Origin of the sequence: Sphaerospermopsis sp. FACHB-1094, assembly GCF_014696195.1 — a bacterium.
GTDB lineage: Bacteria > Cyanobacteriota > Cyanobacteriia > Cyanobacteriales > Nostocaceae > Sphaerospermopsis > Sphaerospermopsis kisseleviana.
In genome coordinates, this window is sequence record NZ_JACJPT010000107.1 from 1 (window position 1) to 17,871 (window position 17,871).

Below are 17,871 nucleotides of genomic sequence, written 5' to 3' on the forward strand. Positions count from 1 at the left end.
TAACGATTACATGATTCAAGTTCTCAGTTCTTGTTTCATTGACTCTACATTAGATTCCGATAAGCCCTTATGTCAAGCCTGATTGAGATGCTCTTACCCTGGGTATATCTGCACTTTTGACTATGCGAAATTGGATGTTTATTCAGCAGTTTAGTCAAATTCGAGAATGGTTAGTTGATAATTTTGATTTACGTTTGTTGGGAGATTTTGACAGAGGTGCTTTTGATGAAGTGCCAAATGAAATTTTGGCTGTTACGATGAGTGTTTTTCAAAAAGTAGCACCTAATGAAGAAATGAGTGTTGCAATACAGCCCACTCCATTAGAGGATAATTCTTATGACAGACAGCGAACAAAGCGGAAAATAGCAGCAGTTTTGGCACAGGTTGGACGGTATGAATTTTTGAGCGATCGCTTTAATCTTATCAAACAAAAACCTCTGATTTATTGGTGGGATGATGATTTTCTCAGATACTATGCTGAAACACCAAAATTAGGAGATGAAACTGATGTAAAAGTGGGAATGCAAACAGCAAACAATACTCGTTTTCTACGACAATATTGGGAAATCAATCTTAATGAATTACTAATTTGTCCATCATTTTTTAATCTTTCGGTACTACCTAGAAATAAATGGGTTCCTTATATTAAAGGTGCTGAAGGTAAAGTATGGTTTGAACCTCTTACAGAAGTTTTACTATGGGAACCAAACGCATTAGCTGTTAAGTTGATGGAACGTGATGGTAAACAAACATCTCGACCACAAAATGAACAATATTATTTTAAGCAAAGTATATCCTATTCTACTATTGGTGCTTTTTTCTTTGCGCGTTGCAATTGTTACAAAAGTGTATTTGATGTTTCCGGCGCATCTGTATTTCCTATAAATTTATCTAACGCTATTTGTTTAATGAATAGCAAAACTGCACAAAACTTTCTTAGCTCATTAAATCCAACTGTTAACTTTCAAGTAGGAGATATTAAACGCCTTCCCTTATTCCCCATAGAATCAGCAGACGAAATCTTCACCCAACTAGATCAAGCCTTCACCGAACACGAAGCCGCCCGCGAAACCTCCGTAGAATTTCGACAACCCGCCCCCTCAGCCTGGAACTATGCCCAAACCTGGGCGCAAACCGCAGTAGACAGAGAACCCGGAACACCCTTACCCCCCTATCAACCAACCTACGAACAACCGTCAGCCACAAACTATATATCCTACGCCCTTGGTGTCGCCCTCGGTCGCTTCCATCAAAACGGCACAGGTATCATCACCCAAGGTTCAGAAACCAGAAAGCTTTCCAGCAAAGAGAACAAGCCCTTTCCCCCTGCTCCCTGCCCCCTGCCCCCTGCTCCCTGCCCCCTGCCCCCGGTTGGTGAGCGAAGTCGAACCACTGCTCCCCAGCTTCTTGTTACCGCAGATCAGGGAGATAACGAAATTTTACCCAACGGCATTTTATACCTTTCCGCCTACAGCGACAACGACAGCTTAAAACATCCCGCCTGTGAACTTCTCCACCAAACCTGGCAAGAACATCATGCAACCATAGCCAAAGGTAAAACCCTCAGTGAATGGTTGCGACAATCATTTTTCAAAGATGTTCACTTAGGGATGTACGAAAACCGCCCCATCTACTTCCCCCTTTCATCCGCCAAAAAGAACTTTGTCGCCTATATCAACATACACCGTTGGACAGAAAACACCTTACAAACCCTATTAGCAGATTACCTCAGACCCCAACTCAGCAAAATTGAAGGCGAACTTAACGATTTAATCGAGACTCGCAACCAAGGCGACAAAAAAAACCAAACCAAAGCCGAAGAACGTTATAACAAACTGCAACAACAGCAAACCGAACTCAGAACCTTCATTGACAACGTGAGACAATGCGCCGAACAAGGACCACCCGCCGCCAACCCCAAAGACACACCCCGCCAAGCTAACGCCCGTTTTGACATGGACTTAGATGATGGTGTCATGATCAACTCTGCCGCCCTCTGGCCATTACTAGATCCCCAATGGACACAACCCAAAAAATGGTGGTCAGAACTCTGCAACGCCCAAGGTAAAAAAGATTACGATTGGTCACACTTAGCCGCCCGTTATTTTCCCCAACGGGTAGACGAGAAATGTCAACAAGACCCATCCCTAGCAGTCGCCCACGGCTGTTTCTGGAAATACCACCCCGCCAAAGCCTACGAATGGGAACTGAGACTACAAGACGAAATCGCCCCGGATTTTACCATAGATGAAATTGACTCCCACCAACTGCGAAAAGACTTTATAGATAAAAACCCCGAACTCGTAGAAGAAATAATAGAAAAAGAAGAAAAACGGCGAGAACGTAAACGCAAAAAACAAGACCAGGAAGAAGACTGGAGTATTCCCACAGCCCCAGACTATGAAGAAGAATAAGAGAATAGGGAATGGGGAAACAAGTATAAAATTTAGTTTCTACGCTTCTGCATGAAATACAGCACATTGCAGATCAATCACATCCAAATTTTTATCACAAAGCCTTAAACCAAGAGAATTTCCAACCTGGTCACTGCTGTAATATAATTTCAAACAAACAGCAACAAACTAAACACAAGGTACTATGGAAAAAAGTAAAAAATGACCAGACCTTATCAAATTGTAATAGACACTAACGTAATTCTAGCTGGTCTACGTTCTAACCGTGGTGCATCCTACAAGTTATTAACCATACTCAACGATACTCGTTGGCAATTAAATATTTCCACCGCTTTAATCTTCGAGTATGAAGAAATACTGAAACGAGAAAAAGACCAATTAAACCTAAAAAATGAAGATATTGATAATGTTATAGAAGCGATTTGTGCCATATCCAACCAATGTAATATTTTTTATCTATGGCGACCAGTTGCACGAGACCCAGATGATGATTTTGTCATAGATTTAGCCGTAGAATGCCAAGCCGACTTTATCATCACTTACAATCAAAAAGATTTACAAGCAGCAGAAAAATTTGGCATCAGAGTATTAACTCCTAAACAATTCTTACAACAAGTAGGAGAATTATCATGAGTAACTTAAACGTACAAATCCCGGAATCTTTATATAAACAAATCGAAGCCTTAGCAGCCAAAGAAAATATGACCTTAGAACAACTTGTAGCTATTGCCCTATCAGCACAAGTTTCTGCATGGATGACCAAAGACTATATCGAAGAAAAAGCTAAACGTGGTAGTTGGCATAAATTCCAACAAGTTTTAGCTAAAGTCCCCAATGTAGAACCAGAAGATTATGACAAATTATAAGCCAAAACAACCCACTCAAATGAACCAACAAAATTTACAAACAAAATATAATACAAATAGTGTATGGGAAGATTTAGTAATTTCCATTTTATCAGTAAATCAATACACATTAAGTAAAACTTATGCAAATACTGAAAGTATGAGAGAAATTGGATTATTTAATCCAGAGAACTTAAAACAATGGGATATTCAGGAAATGAATCAACGCCTTCGTCAAGGAGGTTGTGAACGTGGTTCATTTATGACTAATTTATTTGCCGAAAGATTGACAGCTTTAGGAATATTAATTGCTAATCAAGGTATAAACAACTGTGAGAAAATACTTTCAAGTAGAGATAAAAAACTAATCACCGATTTCTTAATGCCCGTCAAAGGAATTGGACCAAAAGTTATTCAAAACTTCTTCTTACTTCAGGAACTATAAAAACCTGTATTATTCATGATTAAAAATCAAAGTATGAAAAATCAAAGTATGAAAACCTCAACTTCTTTTACTATTCCTTCCACTACTTTTCCTTCCACCTTTGCCCCTACCCTGCGGGATCTCCTAACGGAGATTGCGCCTTTGCGTGAGGTATTAAATAAACCCAGTTAAATAAACCCAGGACTTACACAAAATATGACGAAAGTAGGGGTAATTCATGAATTACCCCTACGAAAGAATCAGGTTTTTGATTGCTTCGTGCGTAAGTCCTAAAACCTTTAAATCAGAAAAAAAAGTAAAAAAATATCTGTATTAATCTGCGTTTATCTGCGTTTAAAAAAACACCCCAAAATCAAATTAACTTACCTTTGGGGGTGAAAGTCCCCAGCTTCTACAAGCAACCGGTTTTGCGTCGGGGTAAAATCCCTGTTACAAAACGTAATTCTACATTCTAAATTCTAAATTCTTCATTTTTTTAATTCCCCATCCATGTCTATTATTACCAACTATCTAAAAACCGAAATCGAACAGAAATTGCGGGAACAAGGAATAGTCATCTGGCTAGATAAAGACGCACACTATAACAACTACGTTGATGAACTCATAACCCGCCATCGCCAAGGTGAATTTTTCGCCCCAGTCGTCGCCTTTCGTGGTAGTTATCTAGAAATGTTATTTGCCCTAGAACCTTATGGTAATGGACTCGTCCCCGAAACATTACTCATTCATATGCCCGGACATACAGAAGATACTATTCGTAAAACCCCCATCTTAGAACTTTACCGGGCTGGTTATCGTTTCCGCAAAGCTTTAGACACCCTCATCCGCGAAGCTTCCACAGGTCAAGTTACCCCCACAGAACTAGAAAACTACCTCTCTCAAGGCGTTAGCGACCTGGCAACCGCCGAAACTTGGTTAGAAAATACCCTTTCCCAACCCCAAGACAGCCTAGCTAAATACTTAGAAAATTTCAGCCTAGAATGGATTTTAGAAGGTTTACTGGATCTAGACAACATCATAGATGAAGCTAAAAAACTACGGGTTAAATTTCCAGATACCCACAGTCTCGACACCCTAACTCAACATCTGTACCGCCACACAGGTATGGATGAGGCATTTTTACAGTTTTACTACAACCAAGAAACACTCTCCTTTTCTAGACTAGGTGAAGCCTTCGCTGCGTGGCTGATGTGCGTTGAATATGTCCAAAACCTCAACCGTTTACCCCACCTTCCCCAACTCCAACCCCTCAGCCAACTTTCTTTACCCCTACGGAAAAACTGTAAACAATTAATAGAGTACCTGTGTCAACGCTATCCCGATACCTACGCCGCCCAAGCGGTAATTGTTGAGTCTCACCTAGAACCTGAATTACAAACTCTTATCCCAGAGGAATTAAGCAAAATTCAGACTTTCCAATGGGGAGAAAACGCAGTTTTAGCCGCCGCAGTCCAGGCATTATTAGCAGGAAATTATAGTAAAGTTTTAACATGTTCAAAACCACGTACAGAAACACCTACATTTTGGTTAGAACGTCATAGCACCCAGAGAATAGAATGGACACTCATCCAAGCCGCCGCAACTTTAGGTGATAAAATTAACAACTCTGGCAGGATTAAAACCTTAGATAATCTCCGAGCCGTCTTAGAATACTATACCGATTCTGGTTATCAAGTAGACCTAGCCCATCGCCGTTTTGAGCAACAATACGTAAATTTACCAGATTTACCCCATTTTGCCCAACTCCTAGAAGCTACTGAACAACTCCGTCGCCAATATCGAGTTTGGGCTGATAATTTAGCCCAAGACTTTAGCGACATCTGCCAAAAAGACAGCTTTTTACCAGAAGCAGATTTACAACAGCGTACCATCTATGATCAAGTTGTTCACCCACTCACCCAAAACAATCATAAAAAAGTTGCCTATTTTTTAATTGATGCTTTTCGCTATGAAATGGCTACAGAATTACTCCAAGATTTTACGGAAGCTGGTTCTGTAGTATCACTTAAAGGACGGTATGCAGAATTGCCTAGTATTACCGCCGTAGGCATGAACGCCTTAACTCCTGTCAGCCAAGGAGGAAAACTACTCTTAGCAGGTGATAATGGTTTCAAGGGTTTTAAAACAGGTGAATATACAGTCCGCAGTCCCCAAGAAAGGGTGAGAGCGATCAAAGATAAGAGTGTTTCTCAACATGGTAAGGAAAGTAAAGAAATTATCAGCTTTAACTTAACAGAAGTGCGTAATTGTACAGCATCCAAGCTGAAAAAAACCTGTGCTAATGCCCGCTTAATTATTATTCATAGTCGAGAAATTGACGATGCAGGAGAAGCTAACCTGGGTTTAGCCACCTTTGAAACTTGGCTGGGACAAATCAAATCTGCCTGGAATCACTTAAAAAATGCTGGCATAAATGAATTTATTTTGACAGCAGATCATGGGTTTTTACTGCAAGACCATACGACTAAGGAAAAAACCTATGGTAGTAAAAAAGACCCATACCGCCGCTATATTCTAGATTCAGAACCACGCACCGAGGAAGGTTGTGTCACAGTTTCTTTAAGTTCCTTAAAATATGAAGGACAAAATAAATACTTAATATTCTGCAAAGATACCTCCGTATTTGCTACGGGTAATCCTGGAGCTACCTTTGTACATGGTGGTAACAGTTTACAAGAGCGTGTAATTCCTGTCCTGAAAGTATCTCAGCGTTATAATTCCCTGTCAGGAATGGTGAAATATTTAATTGAAGCTCAAGCAGATAATAACAGAATCCGTTTAAGAGTAAAACCAGCCCCTTTACCCCAAAGTGTGTTAAATTTTACTGAATCTAAAACAATTAATTTAGCGTTTCATGTTCCTAACCGTCAGGATATTCAAATTACAATTAAAGATGTAATTGGTGCAAAGATAAATAACCAACAACTGCAAATTCCCGTTACAGATGAATGGGTAGAAGTAGGCTTGGATCTGAGAGGACAACGGGATGAACGAGTCCGTATTGAGATTTTTCACCCTGACGGTATAGAGGATGTAGAAGCAACCATTCCCCAAGAATATTTTGACGTTTCTGGTTCTTTGAAAACTGAAGTTAGCACCACACAAACACCAAGCAGCAATGATTGGCAAAATAGTTTTGAGGATCAAGCAATAGCCCAAGTATTCCTGCATCTGCAAAAACACAACTCTATTACCGAAATAGAACTCACCCAAATTCTTGGTAATCCTAGAAAAACAAGACGGTTTGCTTTAGACTTTGAGGAATATTTGAAAAAAGTTCCCTTCCTAGTCAGGATTGAAACCACAAATAATGGTAAGCGTTACGTTAAACAAAACTGAAATTAAAATTAATATACAGCAGAATTCAGAATTCAGGAGTCAGGAGTCAGGAGTCAGGAGTCAGGAGTATGGCTAACGCCACGCTATGCCTATAGCTCCTACGTCGCTACGGATACTGTTGGCACGCCACGCTTCGCTATCAGGAGTTCAGGAGTTCAGGAGTAAAACTGGCTTTGTGTATAGGTTTAAATCTTGATTCTGTACCTCATATCTTAGGAAACTGCTGTAAGTACCCAAGCAAAATTAATTTAAGTAAGTCGGCACGAAAAAACCAAGGTGTGTAACAAAATGTAAAATTCCTAAAAACCTTTTCCCTCCAGCATAGCTGCCCCCATACTCCCTACTCCCTACTCCCTACTCCCTACTCCCTGCCCCCTGCCCCCTGCCCCCTGCCCCCTACTCCCTGCCCCCTGCTCCCTCTTTCAGACTGGTAATTTAGCATAACAAGTACGGTAGAACCTTTAAAATTAACTATGGCAATTAGTGAACGAGATATTGAGCATATTTTTGAACGTCTGCGTTCTGGAGTTGTTCCAGAAAGAGGTTTAGAAGCATTTGCAGTTGGTATTGACAAACAACGTACAGAAATTCATCGCCAACTCAAATTAACAGCTGATGGGGAAGGTGTATTTAAATTTCTGCGTGGGGGCTATGGCTGTGGTAAAACATTTATGTCATGTTTGGCAATTTTAGATGCCCAAACCCAAGGTTTTGCTACTAGCTTTGTAGTAGTTTCTGACAACGATTTACACTTTTACAAATTCGATGATGTTTACCGTAAAGTTGTACAAGAATTAGGGACTAGCTCTTGTCCCAGAGGTGCTTTAAGCGACATCATTGACCGTTGGATTGGGCGTGTAGAAGATGCCCTGATTGCTGGAGGTGCTGACGAAAATAGCGATGAATTTGATACTTTAGTACAGCAACGCATGGAAGAAGAACTCGCTTCTCTGACTGGTGGTAAAGCCCCAGAAGATATGGCCAGGGTACTGCGGACTATTTTTACACTTAAACAACAAGGCGAAATTGCAGAAGCTAGTGCTTTACTTTCTTGGCTTTCTGGTAGCGAAAATGTAGCGGGAAGTGCCAAAAAAGCTGCTGGAATTAAAGGAGATATCGGCAGTCGGGACGCGCTTGATTATTTGCATGGGATTTTGGAAATTGTCAAAGCCGCAGGTTATAAGGGTTTGGTAATTGTTATTGATGAAGTAGAAACAATTCTGCGAATGCGTCAAGATAGCCGGGGCAAGTCCTTAAATGGGATTCGGCAAATTTGTGATGCGGCTGACCGCTACAAAGGCTTACTCTGGATTTTTACAGGCACACCAGAATTTTATGATACCAAACGTGGTGTAGCAGGTTTAGAACCCTTGAGCGATCGCATCCAATTCTTAGCTCCTGGTGGTTTTGCTAACCCTCGCCAACCCCAGTTAGAACTCAAACCTTTTGACGCTAAACGCCTTAAAGAAGTAGCTTTAAAATTGCGAGAAATTTATCCCACTGTCAATAAAACAGTTCTAACTAATAAAGTCACCTCAGATTTTATTGAGCGGCTGATTTCCAAAGTGACGGCTGGGTTTAAAGGTGATGTAGGAGTAGTTCCTCGTCAGTTTCTGCGTCAATTTGTCAATGTGTTAGACTTAGCAGCTAATGATGAGGAATTTGACCCGATGATTGCTGAGGGCTTTGAAGTCACTGATTTAACCGAAGTTGAAATTCGGATTCGAGAAGGTCGTCCCCCTTTTGAGGCTGAACCAGAGGATATTCAAGGTTACACTGTGGAATTTTAATCAATTGCACCCACCCAGCCCCCTGCTCCCTGCTCCCCTGCTCCCTGCTCCCCTGCCTCCACGCAAAGACTTTCTCATCAAACCCTAATTTTAATATGTCTTCTGCCTTTGCACGTTTTCCTGCCCGTCTGCAACAAGCGATTGTCTCACGCTTAGGCTGGTCTTCTCTCCGTCCTGTGCAAGAACTAGCAGGACAAGCTTTATTAGATGGTAAGAATGCAGTAATTTTAGCTCCTACTGCTGGAGGAAAAACAGAAGCTTCTATTTTTCCGCTATTGGCAATGTTAATGGAGCATGAACCCCAAGGAGTTGGCTTAATTTATATCGCGCCAATCAAGGCTCTCTTAAATAACCAAGCAGAACGTTTGGGAACTTACACCGAAATGGTGGGTCTGCGTCGCTTTCTGTGGCATGGAGATATTAAAGACTCTCAGAAACGGGCTTTTATCAAAGAGCCAACGGCAGTCTTAATGACCACCCCAGAATCTTTAGAGGTCATGCTGCTATCTGCCAAAGTACCTCATAGGAAAGTCTTTGGAGATTTACGGGCTGTAATCATTGATGAAATCCATGCCTTAGCGGGTACAGACCGAGGTACTCATTTGATATCTGTGCTGGAACGAATAGGGCGTTATACAGTTAATGATGTTCAACGTGTGGGGTTGAGTGCTACTGTTGGCAATCCGGCGGATATTCTGCGTTGGTTGCAAGGGACATCAACACGGGAAGGCAGCGTCATAGACCCGCCGAAAGTGCCTTCTCAAAAAGATTTACGGGTTTATTTACGGGATACACTAGGAGCGATCGCTCAAGAAGCTAGTCACATTACCCAGGGAAAAAAGAGTCTGTTTTTTTGTGACAGTCGTTCGCTGGCTGAGGAAATTGCGGAACGGATGCGAAATCGTGGCACTGATGTATTTGTTCATCATAGTTCCGTTTCTTTAGAGGAACGTACTGCCGCCGAGGAACGTTTTCAAAGCGGAAGTAATACCAGCATTATTTGTACTTCTACTTTGGAGTTAGGTATTGATGTTGGTGACTTAGACTTAGTTTTACAAGCCAATGCACCTTCTACAGTCTCTTCTTTTTTACAACGCTTGGGGCGTACTGGAAGAAGGGCTAGTCAACGCGCCAATACCACATTTTATTGTGAAGATGTGGAGACAGTATTGCAAGCGATCGCTATTGTGGAACTAGCAAGAAAAAGCTGGGTAGAATCTGTTCCTATTCAAACTAGAGCTTGGGCTGTAATGGTGCATCAGTTACTAGCCTTAACTCTACAATTTGGTGCTATTAGCTCAGAACGTTGTTGGGAGCATTTGTCTAGCGTTCCTGATTTTTCAGGCATCAACTATACAGAATTTGAGGCATTAATTCAGCACATGATTCGGGAAAACTTCTTGTTTCATGCTGGTGGGTTACTCTCAATGGGGGATAAAGCAGAACGGGTTTTTGGGCGGAAAAACTTTATGGAACTCTACGCTGTTTTTAGTAGCCCATTGCTTTACAAAGTACAGACATCATCTGGCTATACCATTGGCTCTTTAGAGCAAGCATTTGTGGATAAGCTAGTTGCAGATATGAGTTCTTTTCTACTCAGTGGTAAGGCTTGGACTGTCACCCACATTAACCACCAAGAGCGTATTGTTAGGGTTGTTCCTGCTCCTCGTGGTAAAAAACCAAGTTGGGGAGGTTTTGCTCCACAATTACTAGGTTTTGAACTATGTCAGCAAATAGCACAAATTATTACTACAGAAAACAGTATTCCTTATATTGACTCTAAAGCACAAGCATCTGTAGATGAATTTCGTACTGACTTGAGACAATTTCTGACAAATTCAAGTATTCAAATAGATAACGACCGAGCATTATGGTGGACTTTTGCTGGTGGACAGATTAATCACACTATCAAATATGGTTTGCAATGCTACCATGATTGGAAAATTGTTGCTGATAACTTTAAAATCAAAATAGAGGCAGAGAGTCTTGGTCAGGCTACCTTGAGTTTAGCGATCGCTCAGATCAGTGAACAAGACTTCTGGCAAAGTCCACATACCCAAAACCTAATTTTATCGCAGTTACCAGAATACCGCCTGAGCAAATTTCAACAGGCATTACCTGAAATCTATTCTTTAGAAATGGTTAGTAACTACTTGCTAGATATTCCTGGACTATGCAAGTTTTTGCATCCCACATAAGGTAACAGAGTGTGTGTGTAATCAGTCAATCTCATGCTATAATATTAGGTAATTTTCCAGTTATTTAACTATAATATAAATATTTTAAGATAATACATACAACAATTATTGTAACATTGTTATGAAGCAAAATCATGAAATTACCGCCAATTACGATGAATCATGGAAAGAGGCATTAAACGAATATTTTGATGATTTTTTATCCTTTTTCTTTCCTTTAACTTATGAAGCAATTGATTGGACACAAAAACCGGAATCACTAGACAAAGAACTGCAACAAATTACAGCATCGTCAGAAACCGAAAAACGCATAGCAGATAAACTGTACAAAGTTTGGTTATTGGATAAAACACAAGCATGGATTTTAATTCATATTGAAGTCCAAAGTAATTATGATGTTGACTTCCAAGAAAGGATGTACATTTATAATTACCGTGCTTTTGACCTATATCATAAATTTGTGGTGGGGCTGGCGATTTTAGGTGATACAAGTCCTAAGTGGCGACCAAGCAGTTATCATCAAGCAATGTTAGATTGTGAATTAAGTTTTAAATTCCCCATTGCTAAACTGATGGATTATGAAACACGGTGGAATGAATTAGAAGCCAGCAATAATCCCTTTGCTATCATAGTAATGGCACATTTAAAAACCAAATCAACCACTGGGGATTTAGAAGAAAGGGAACAATGGAAATGGAGATTAATTAGAGGACTTTATGATAGGGGTTTAACAAGAGAACAAATTGTAAAACTCTTTAAAATCATTGATAAAATGATGTCATTACCCAAAGAATTGCAACGAGGATTAGTGGCTAAAATCAAACATTTGGAGGAGGAAAAGAAAATGCCATTCATTAGTCCCACAGAAGAACTAGCAATGGAACGAGGTGAATTAAAAGGAGAACAACAACTAATTATCCGACAACTAAATCGGCGATTTGGCGAAATTGAATCATCATTAATTGACACAATTCGCACCCTAACAATTGACCAATTAGAATTACTAGGTGAAGCACTCCTGGATTTTTCCACTATCACTGATTTAGAACAATGGTTACAAAATAAACCAGAATCATAAAACCAAAACCCCCCCACTTTCTTTTCATTAACTACTGTGGGGTAAGATTAATTCATTTTCAGTAGGGACGGGGGATGATAAGGAAAAACAAATCAGTTGAGCGATCGCACGCAATATTGGGTATAGCAACGATTGATGAAAAATCCCGCCATTTGGTGTGAAAAGCTTGCATTGGAAGCCTTTCACTCATACAAGGTGTAGCGAACTGCGGTTATTTCGTAAATGTTCCCAATAAATAGGGTTTGATGAAAAAGTCTTTTCATGGAGGCAGGCAAGAGGCAAGGGGAAAGAGGCTGAAAACACGAATTTTATCTCACAAATATTCCTCATGAACACTTATAGAATTTGGTTGGCAATATTATGATTTGAGAAAAAATCTGTCTACCTACTAGGTAAAAGCTGTTAGCGTAGCGTGGCGTAGCCATTTACTGATTACTGATAGCTGAATACTTACACCAAATCTTCCAACAAAGCAGTAATTTTCCCCTGGGCTTTAGTGCGGTTATCATCATAAATCATTAAAGTATTCAAATTAGCATGACGGCTCAACTTCTGCACACTCCTGACATCTCCACCACTAGCATCCAAAGCCGCCGTCACTGATGAATGTCTAATTTTATGGGGGCTGACAACTTTAGAAATCCCCGCCACACTAGCAATCTTCACCACAATTTTGCGAATACCATCCCCCGTCAGCCGATGTCCGTAGTGAGGTCGCAGAGAAATAAACAACGGTTGCTTGATATCTAATTCCTTCCTTGTCCACAACCAATCTTGCAAAGCATCGCAAGTTTTAGGATGCAAATCAACATTTTCCTTCTGAGTTCCCTTACCCTTACCCAAAATACTCAAAGTCCGTAATTCTAAATCCAAATCTTCAATATTACAGTGAGAAACTTCCTCCCGTCGCAGAGCATTAGCCCACAATAACCGCAGCAGTGCATAATCCCGTTTACCTTTAATAGTTTCCCGGTCTGGTATCGACAGCATTTTTCTAAAAGCTTCAGGAGTAATACCCGAAGTATCTCGGTAAGGTTGAATTTTCTCACTCTTGATATCAGCTAACGTCCACTCACACTTACCCACCTTATAGGCATAGTTAACTAACGCCTTAATTGCAGCCAAGCGGCGGTTAACAGTAGCTTCCTTCAAACCCAAATCAACCAACTCTGCCTTGTAGCGCAAAACCAGCGTTACAGCCGAGTACCTATCCATTTGCAGAAATTGTCCCACCAAAGCGGGAGTTGGTTGTTGACCGCACACAGACAGGAAAAATTTATTTAAATCTTTAGCGTATTCCAATACCTTCGCCAAAACGCTGAAACCCTATTGATATCGTCACGATTTTATTGGGTTTCAGACCTATATTTGGAAAATTGGCATAGGTATTGAAACTAGAACTTAATTAACGTTTATTTCGATAGGATAGGGCTGTAAAAAAGGACAGACTTTTGATGATAACTTGTAAGAAACCTTTGAAAGACTTGGTTTATTACTCTCTACAGGACTTCACTTCTCCACTTAATAAGATTGTCAGGGGGCAAAAATTTGACACGTATAATTACACTTTTTAATCAGTCTGGTGGTGTAGGTAAATCGAGTTTAGCCATGAATCTTGCCTACCATTTGCAGGAGCGTAAACATCGCGTACTCCTGATAGATATGGACCCTCAAGGGTCGCTTACAACTTTCATGGGGCTAGATCCAACAGCACTAGAGCAAACTGTTTATGACTCCATTTTGCATTCTGTCCCATTACCAATTCAAACTCAAGTTCATGGTATAGATTTAGCTCCTGCCAATATTAATTTGAGTGCTGCCGAATTAGAATTAGTGGTAGCAGATATGCGCGATATTCGACTCAAAGAAGCTTTAGAACCAATAGTTGATCAATATGATTTTATATTGATAGATTGTCCACCTAGTTTGGGATTGCTGAGTTACATCAGCTTGGTAGCAGCTACTCACGTTTTAGTTCCAATTCAAACTCAATACAAGGCATTTTGTGGAACTGAGTTATTGTTAAATACTGTTGCCAGAGTGAGATCGCGTCCCAATCGTAAACTAGCGATCGCTGGGTTTATTCCTACTATGTATGATGGTCGTAATATTCAGGATGCCCGAACTTTAGAAGCTATCCAACAACAATTAGCAGCAGTGGGTGTGGTTTACCCAGCTATTCCTCGTTCTACAGCTTTTGCTGACGCATCCGAAGATCATGTACCTTTGGCAGTCTATAATCCCAGACACCCTGCTGTGCCTATTCTCAAGAAAATTGCACAAGGTTTAGAAAAATTATGAATAGTAGGCGCGATCGCCCATATCAACAAATGAAACCCTTGGATATCCTGTTTGGGGAATCTCAATCTGTAGCTGAAATAGTTGCTATTGAATCAATTTGTCTCCCACCGCAGCAACCAAGGCGTTACTTCGACCCACAAGCAATGCAGGAATTAGTAGAGTCCGTGCGGCAACATGGGATTCTACAACCACTGCTGGTGCGTTCTCGTCCAGATAATAAACATGAACTGGTAGCCGGAGAAAGACGTTATCGAGCAGCAACAGAAGTTGGTCTGGCTGAAGTGCCAGTTGTAATTCGAGAACTCACCGATGAAGAAGCTATGCAGCTTTCTTTAATTGAGAACCTCTGCCGTGAGGATTTGAACCCAGTTGAGGAAACTGAGGGCATCTTGCAACTTTTAGCAATTCGTTTAGGGAGTGAAGTTGCCGATATTACTCCTTTGTTGTATAAAATGAAAAATGCAGCAGACAAGCAAGATGAGTCTAGGCATAACGTTATGCCTAACCCAGAAGCTCAGGTAGTAGAAGAAGTGTTTACCAGCTTGGGGTTAATGACTTGGGAATCCTTTGTCAAAAATCGTCTGCCATTATTAAACTTGTCGGAGGATGTGTTAACAGCACTGCGTGAAGGAAAAATTGCTTACACAAAAGCGAAAGTGATAGCTCGAATTAAAGACGAGACTGCACGCCAAGAATTACTAGCAGTAGCAATTGCTGAAAACTTGTCTCTATCTCAAATTCAGTCACGGATTAAAGCTATACAACCCCCTTCTGATCCTGATCAACGTAAAGAGCGGATAGAAGGAACAATGAAGCGAGTGAAACAGGCAAAGGTTTGGGAAGACCAGCAAAAATGGAGTCGTTTAGAAACACTCTTAGCACAAATAGAAGAATTGCTTGGTGAAGAATAATCTTGAACTTATCCCACTAATCCAAAAATGCCTATTTTTTCAATTTAGGTGTGTTGTCAAATCTTGATCAGGACTTACGCAAAATATCCCTCAAACCCTCATTCCTCCGCGTTCTACGTGCCTCTGTGGTTTGTTTATTCCATAGCTCGTGCGTAAGTCCTATTGATTTTTCGTTTTTGATGTGCAAAAAAATAAAGATTTTTACCGCAAATCAGATTAGTGGGATAGATTCTTGTAACTTAAAAGCCGATAGCAATAAAAACATAACCGGCATCACTATAACTACCAAGCTCTTAGTGTGAACTAAAACGACTCTTAGATCATACTTTTACAAGTTTTCCGGTAGGCGTAAAAGGGTAGCCACCAAGGGGTAGAGTCGAGGGGAATGCCCTAAAACGAGCGTGTTTTAAAACCTGAGATATAAGCGACTCGTGCAGTTTGGCGAGTTTACCTGGTTATGTCAAATTTGCTGAATACCGTTCAATGTAGAAAACTAATTTAAATTTCATCATCATGAGTACATGGTTTGATACAGCACGACTGGGGATGTTTATTCATTGGGGTCATAGTTCCCAACAGGGACGTGAGTTATCTTGGCCTATGGTTGGAGGTGTATTCAGTCTTCCTTTCTGCAAAGATATTCCGGTTGAAAAATATTACCGTACAGTCAATACTTTCAATCCTCAAGATTACAATCCTCAAGAATGGGCATATTTAGCAAAAAATTTAGGAGTAGAGTATGCCATATTAACTACCAAGCATCATGATGGTTTTGCTCTATTCCATAGCCAAGAATCAGATTTTTCCATTGCATCTACACCTTATAAAAAAGATATTGTCCGTGAATATATTGAAGCTATGCGCTCTGTAGGATTGCGTATTGGGCTTTATTTTTCGCTTTCAGACTGGCATCACCCTGATTATCCGGCTTTTACGGAAGCTGATAAACCTTATCGGTTTGAGCAACTGCCTCAACCCACACAGCAACAGTGGGAGCGATATATTCAGTTTATGTTTAATCAAATCCGAGAATTATTGACCAACTATGGTCAAATTGACATCTTATGGTTTGATGGGAGTTGGGAAAGAACCCCAGAGCAATGGCAGGCTCAAGAATTGGCAAAAATGATTCGTGATTTACAACCCCATATTCTCATTAATGACCGCTTACCCAATTGTGGAGACTTTGCAACTCCTGAGCAATTTATTCCCCCCCAAGCTCCGGCTCATCTGTGGGAAACCTGTTTGACTATTAACGAGAGTTGGGGATATAACCCAGATGATCATCACTTCAAATCCTCTCGGCAACTGATTCATACATTGTGCGAAGTGGCAGCTAAAGGCGGTAAACTGTTACTGAATATTAGTCCAATGGGCAATGGACAAATTCCACCTGAGCAGTTAGAGCGTCTAAAAGATATAGCTGAATGGATGTCTCAGCATTCTGAAAGTATACTCGATACAACACCTGGACTAGAACCTTGGCAATTTTATGGTCCTTCTACCTGTAAGGGCGAGCGTATTTATCTACACCTATTAATGAAACCTTACGAGACAATATCGGTTAGAGGTGTGCCAATAAAACGAGTGAAATCAGTATCTATTCTTGCTGACGGTACACCACTTACCTATACAAGTCGCTGTGCAATTATGGATTCTCTTTTTAATTTCGACCCACTGGGTGAATTAACAATTTGTGTACCTGAATCAGTCATCAATTCTTTCGCTACAGTGATTGTTATTGATATCAACTCCTCTTTAACCTAAAAGGTAGTCCAGTAGTCCACCACTCCACGGGTGTCTCAAGGATGCAGAATTTCTTTAAGTCTGCGCTCTTTCCTGGGCAATGAAAAGGTATTGTCAATAATCAACGAATTGCACTTCCATAATTTATGTGATTGGGTGGTAGAGTCCATCTTTGCTGTGACTTGAAGAAGATTTTGGACAGGTTGTCCAACTTTACGTTTCAAAAATGGATGTCCAACTTCTCCTTCTAAAAACGTCCAAAAAATAGGCTTCTGCTGTTTTAGCTAAAATTCAGTTAGGGTATATATAGGTGTTTTATAGGGGCTAGGTATACCCCAACGAGAAATTTGAGAATTATGACTATTCCCTTTAGCCCTTAAATATCACCTACATAGGGTATAGATAGGTAACACTTAGGGTATCTTGTGCTGAATAAAATCAATTTGGGGTATATGTAGGGGTTACTTAAGGGATAAATATACCCTAAGAAGAAATTAGAAAATAATTGAACATTTAGCACCTATATAGGGTATATATAGGTGATGCTTAGGGTATTTTTGTGCCACCCTTTTTTGTATCCCACTTGACCCCCATGTCCAACATTCACGCCTTGCAAAAAATTTTTCCAGCAGGATTCGATAATGGTTACGGTAGTCTGAAACTTTTCGTCGATGGATTTGAAGTTGTTCGTATCCCCAGTTATTTGAGGGGGCGACAAAGGAGCTAAAGAGGTTGCTGGATAAGCATTACAGCCCTCAAACCCTGCTGATAAAATGGCATCTTATTGCGAACAGATGCCATCAT

The 17,871-nt window shown here is 40.5% G+C and carries 13 protein-coding genes; 12 read left to right on the forward strand and 1 reads right to left on the reverse strand.

What is annotated here, in order from left to right; genetic code table 11:
* Positions 1-104: 104 nt before the first annotated feature.
* From pglX to H6F47_RS22360, 9 genes are all read left to right on the forward strand, one after another.
* The gene (gene pglX / locus H6F47_RS22320; protein ID WP_347239103.1) at positions 105-2,414 is read left to right on the forward strand and encodes a BREX-6 system adenine-specific DNA-methyltransferase PglX; all 2,310 of its coding nucleotides are present in this window, start codon (positions 105-107) and stop codon (positions 2,412-2,414) included.
* Positions 2,415-2,615: 201 nt separating this feature from the next.
* Complete coding sequence (locus H6F47_RS22325) at positions 2,616-3,047, forward strand: putative toxin-antitoxin system toxin component, PIN family (protein WP_137669020.1); 432 nt, start codon at positions 2,616-2,618, stop codon at positions 3,045-3,047.
* Positions 3,044-3,280, forward strand: coding sequence for a hypothetical protein (locus H6F47_RS22330; RefSeq protein WP_137669019.1), 237 nt, complete (start codon positions 3,044-3,046; stop codon positions 3,278-3,280). Before H6F47_RS22325 ends, H6F47_RS22330 begins: the two co-directional genes overlap by 4 nt.
* Positions 3,267-3,704 carry a hypothetical protein gene (locus tag H6F47_RS22335; protein WP_190651095.1) on the forward strand — a complete coding sequence of 146 codons (438 nt, stop codon included), beginning with the start codon at positions 3,267-3,269 and terminating at the stop codon, positions 3,702-3,704. The genes H6F47_RS22330 and H6F47_RS22335 overlap by 14 nt, the downstream gene beginning before the upstream one ends.
* Before the next feature lie 15 nt (positions 3,705-3,719).
* A complete protein-coding gene (locus H6F47_RS22340; RefSeq protein WP_190651098.1) occupies positions 3,720-3,875 on the forward strand; it encodes a hypothetical protein in 156 nt (51 codons plus the stop codon).
* A 318-nt stretch (positions 3,876-4,193) separates the two neighbouring features.
* On the forward strand, positions 4,194-7,043 hold the full coding sequence (pglZ, locus tag H6F47_RS22345; RefSeq protein ID WP_190651099.1) for a BREX-6 system phosphatase PglZ: 2,850 nt from the start codon (positions 4,194-4,196) through the stop codon (positions 7,041-7,043).
* A 473-nt stretch (positions 7,044-7,516) separates the two neighbouring features.
* Complete coding sequence (gene brxD, locus H6F47_RS22350; protein ID WP_190651101.1) at positions 7,517-8,833, forward strand: BREX system ATP-binding protein BrxD; 1,317 nt, start codon at positions 7,517-7,519, stop codon at positions 8,831-8,833.
* Positions 8,834-8,928: 95 nt separating this feature from the next.
* Positions 8,929-11,031: a DEAD/DEAH box helicase gene (locus tag H6F47_RS22355; protein WP_137669150.1), complete on the forward strand. Its 2,103-nt coding sequence runs from the start codon at positions 8,929-8,931 to the stop codon at positions 11,029-11,031.
* 121 nt (positions 11,032-11,152) lie between these two features.
* A complete protein-coding gene (locus H6F47_RS22360) occupies positions 11,153-12,109 on the forward strand; it encodes a DUF4351 domain-containing protein (protein WP_137669151.1) in 957 nt (318 codons plus the stop codon).
* 450 nt (positions 12,110-12,559) lie between these two features.
* Here the strand turns inward: H6F47_RS22360 and H6F47_RS22365 are convergent, their stop codons facing one another.
* On the reverse strand, positions 12,560-13,423 hold the full coding sequence (locus H6F47_RS22365) for a tyrosine-type recombinase/integrase (protein WP_242027476.1): 864 nt from the start codon (positions 13,421-13,423) through the stop codon (positions 12,560-12,562).
* A gap of 234 nt (positions 13,424-13,657) precedes the next feature.
* On the opposite strand from H6F47_RS22365, the gene H6F47_RS22370 reads away from it, so the two are divergent.
* From H6F47_RS22370 to H6F47_RS22380, 3 genes are all read left to right on the forward strand, one after another.
* Positions 13,658-14,410, forward strand: coding sequence for a ParA family protein (locus tag H6F47_RS22370; protein WP_137668467.1), 753 nt, complete (start codon positions 13,658-13,660; stop codon positions 14,408-14,410).
* Entirely contained in the window at positions 14,407-15,321 is a 915-nt protein-coding gene (locus H6F47_RS22375) for a ParB/RepB/Spo0J family partition protein (RefSeq protein ID WP_137668468.1), read from the forward strand. Before H6F47_RS22370 ends, H6F47_RS22375 begins: the two co-directional genes overlap by 4 nt.
* A 513-nt stretch (positions 15,322-15,834) precedes the next feature.
* The gene (locus tag H6F47_RS22380; RefSeq protein ID WP_137668469.1) at positions 15,835-17,088 is read left to right on the forward strand and encodes an alpha-L-fucosidase; all 1,254 of its coding nucleotides are present in this window, start codon (positions 15,835-15,837) and stop codon (positions 17,086-17,088) included.
* Positions 17,089-17,871: the final 783 nt, after the last annotated feature.

Bases quoted from the DNA above. Each gene is read 5' to 3' on its own strand.
- H6F47_RS22360 (WP_137669151.1), top strand. From the start codon at position 11,153: ATGAAGCAAAATCATGAAATTACCGCCAATTACGATGAATCATGGAAA.
- H6F47_RS22325 (WP_137669020.1), top strand. From the start codon at position 2,616: ATGACCAGACCTTATCAAATTGTAATAGACACTAACGTAATTCTAGCT.
- brxD (WP_190651101.1), top strand. From the start codon at position 7,517: ATGGCAATTAGTGAACGAGATATTGAGCATATTTTTGAACGTCTGCGT.
- pglZ (WP_190651099.1), top strand. From the start codon at position 4,194: ATGTCTATTATTACCAACTATCTAAAAACCGAAATCGAACAGAAATTG.
- H6F47_RS22340 (WP_190651098.1), top strand. From the start codon at position 3,720: ATGATTAAAAATCAAAGTATGAAAAATCAAAGTATGAAAACCTCAACT.
- H6F47_RS22375 (WP_137668468.1), top strand. From the start codon at position 14,407: ATGAATAGTAGGCGCGATCGCCCATATCAACAAATGAAACCCTTGGAT.
- H6F47_RS22330 (WP_137669019.1), top strand. From the start codon at position 3,044: ATGAGTAACTTAAACGTACAAATCCCGGAATCTTTATATAAACAAATC.
- H6F47_RS22335 (WP_190651095.1), top strand. From the start codon at position 3,267: ATGACAAATTATAAGCCAAAACAACCCACTCAAATGAACCAACAAAAT.
- H6F47_RS22355 (WP_137669150.1), top strand. From the start codon at position 8,929: ATGTCTTCTGCCTTTGCACGTTTTCCTGCCCGTCTGCAACAAGCGATT.
- H6F47_RS22380 (WP_137668469.1), top strand. From the start codon at position 15,835: ATGAGTACATGGTTTGATACAGCACGACTGGGGATGTTTATTCATTGG.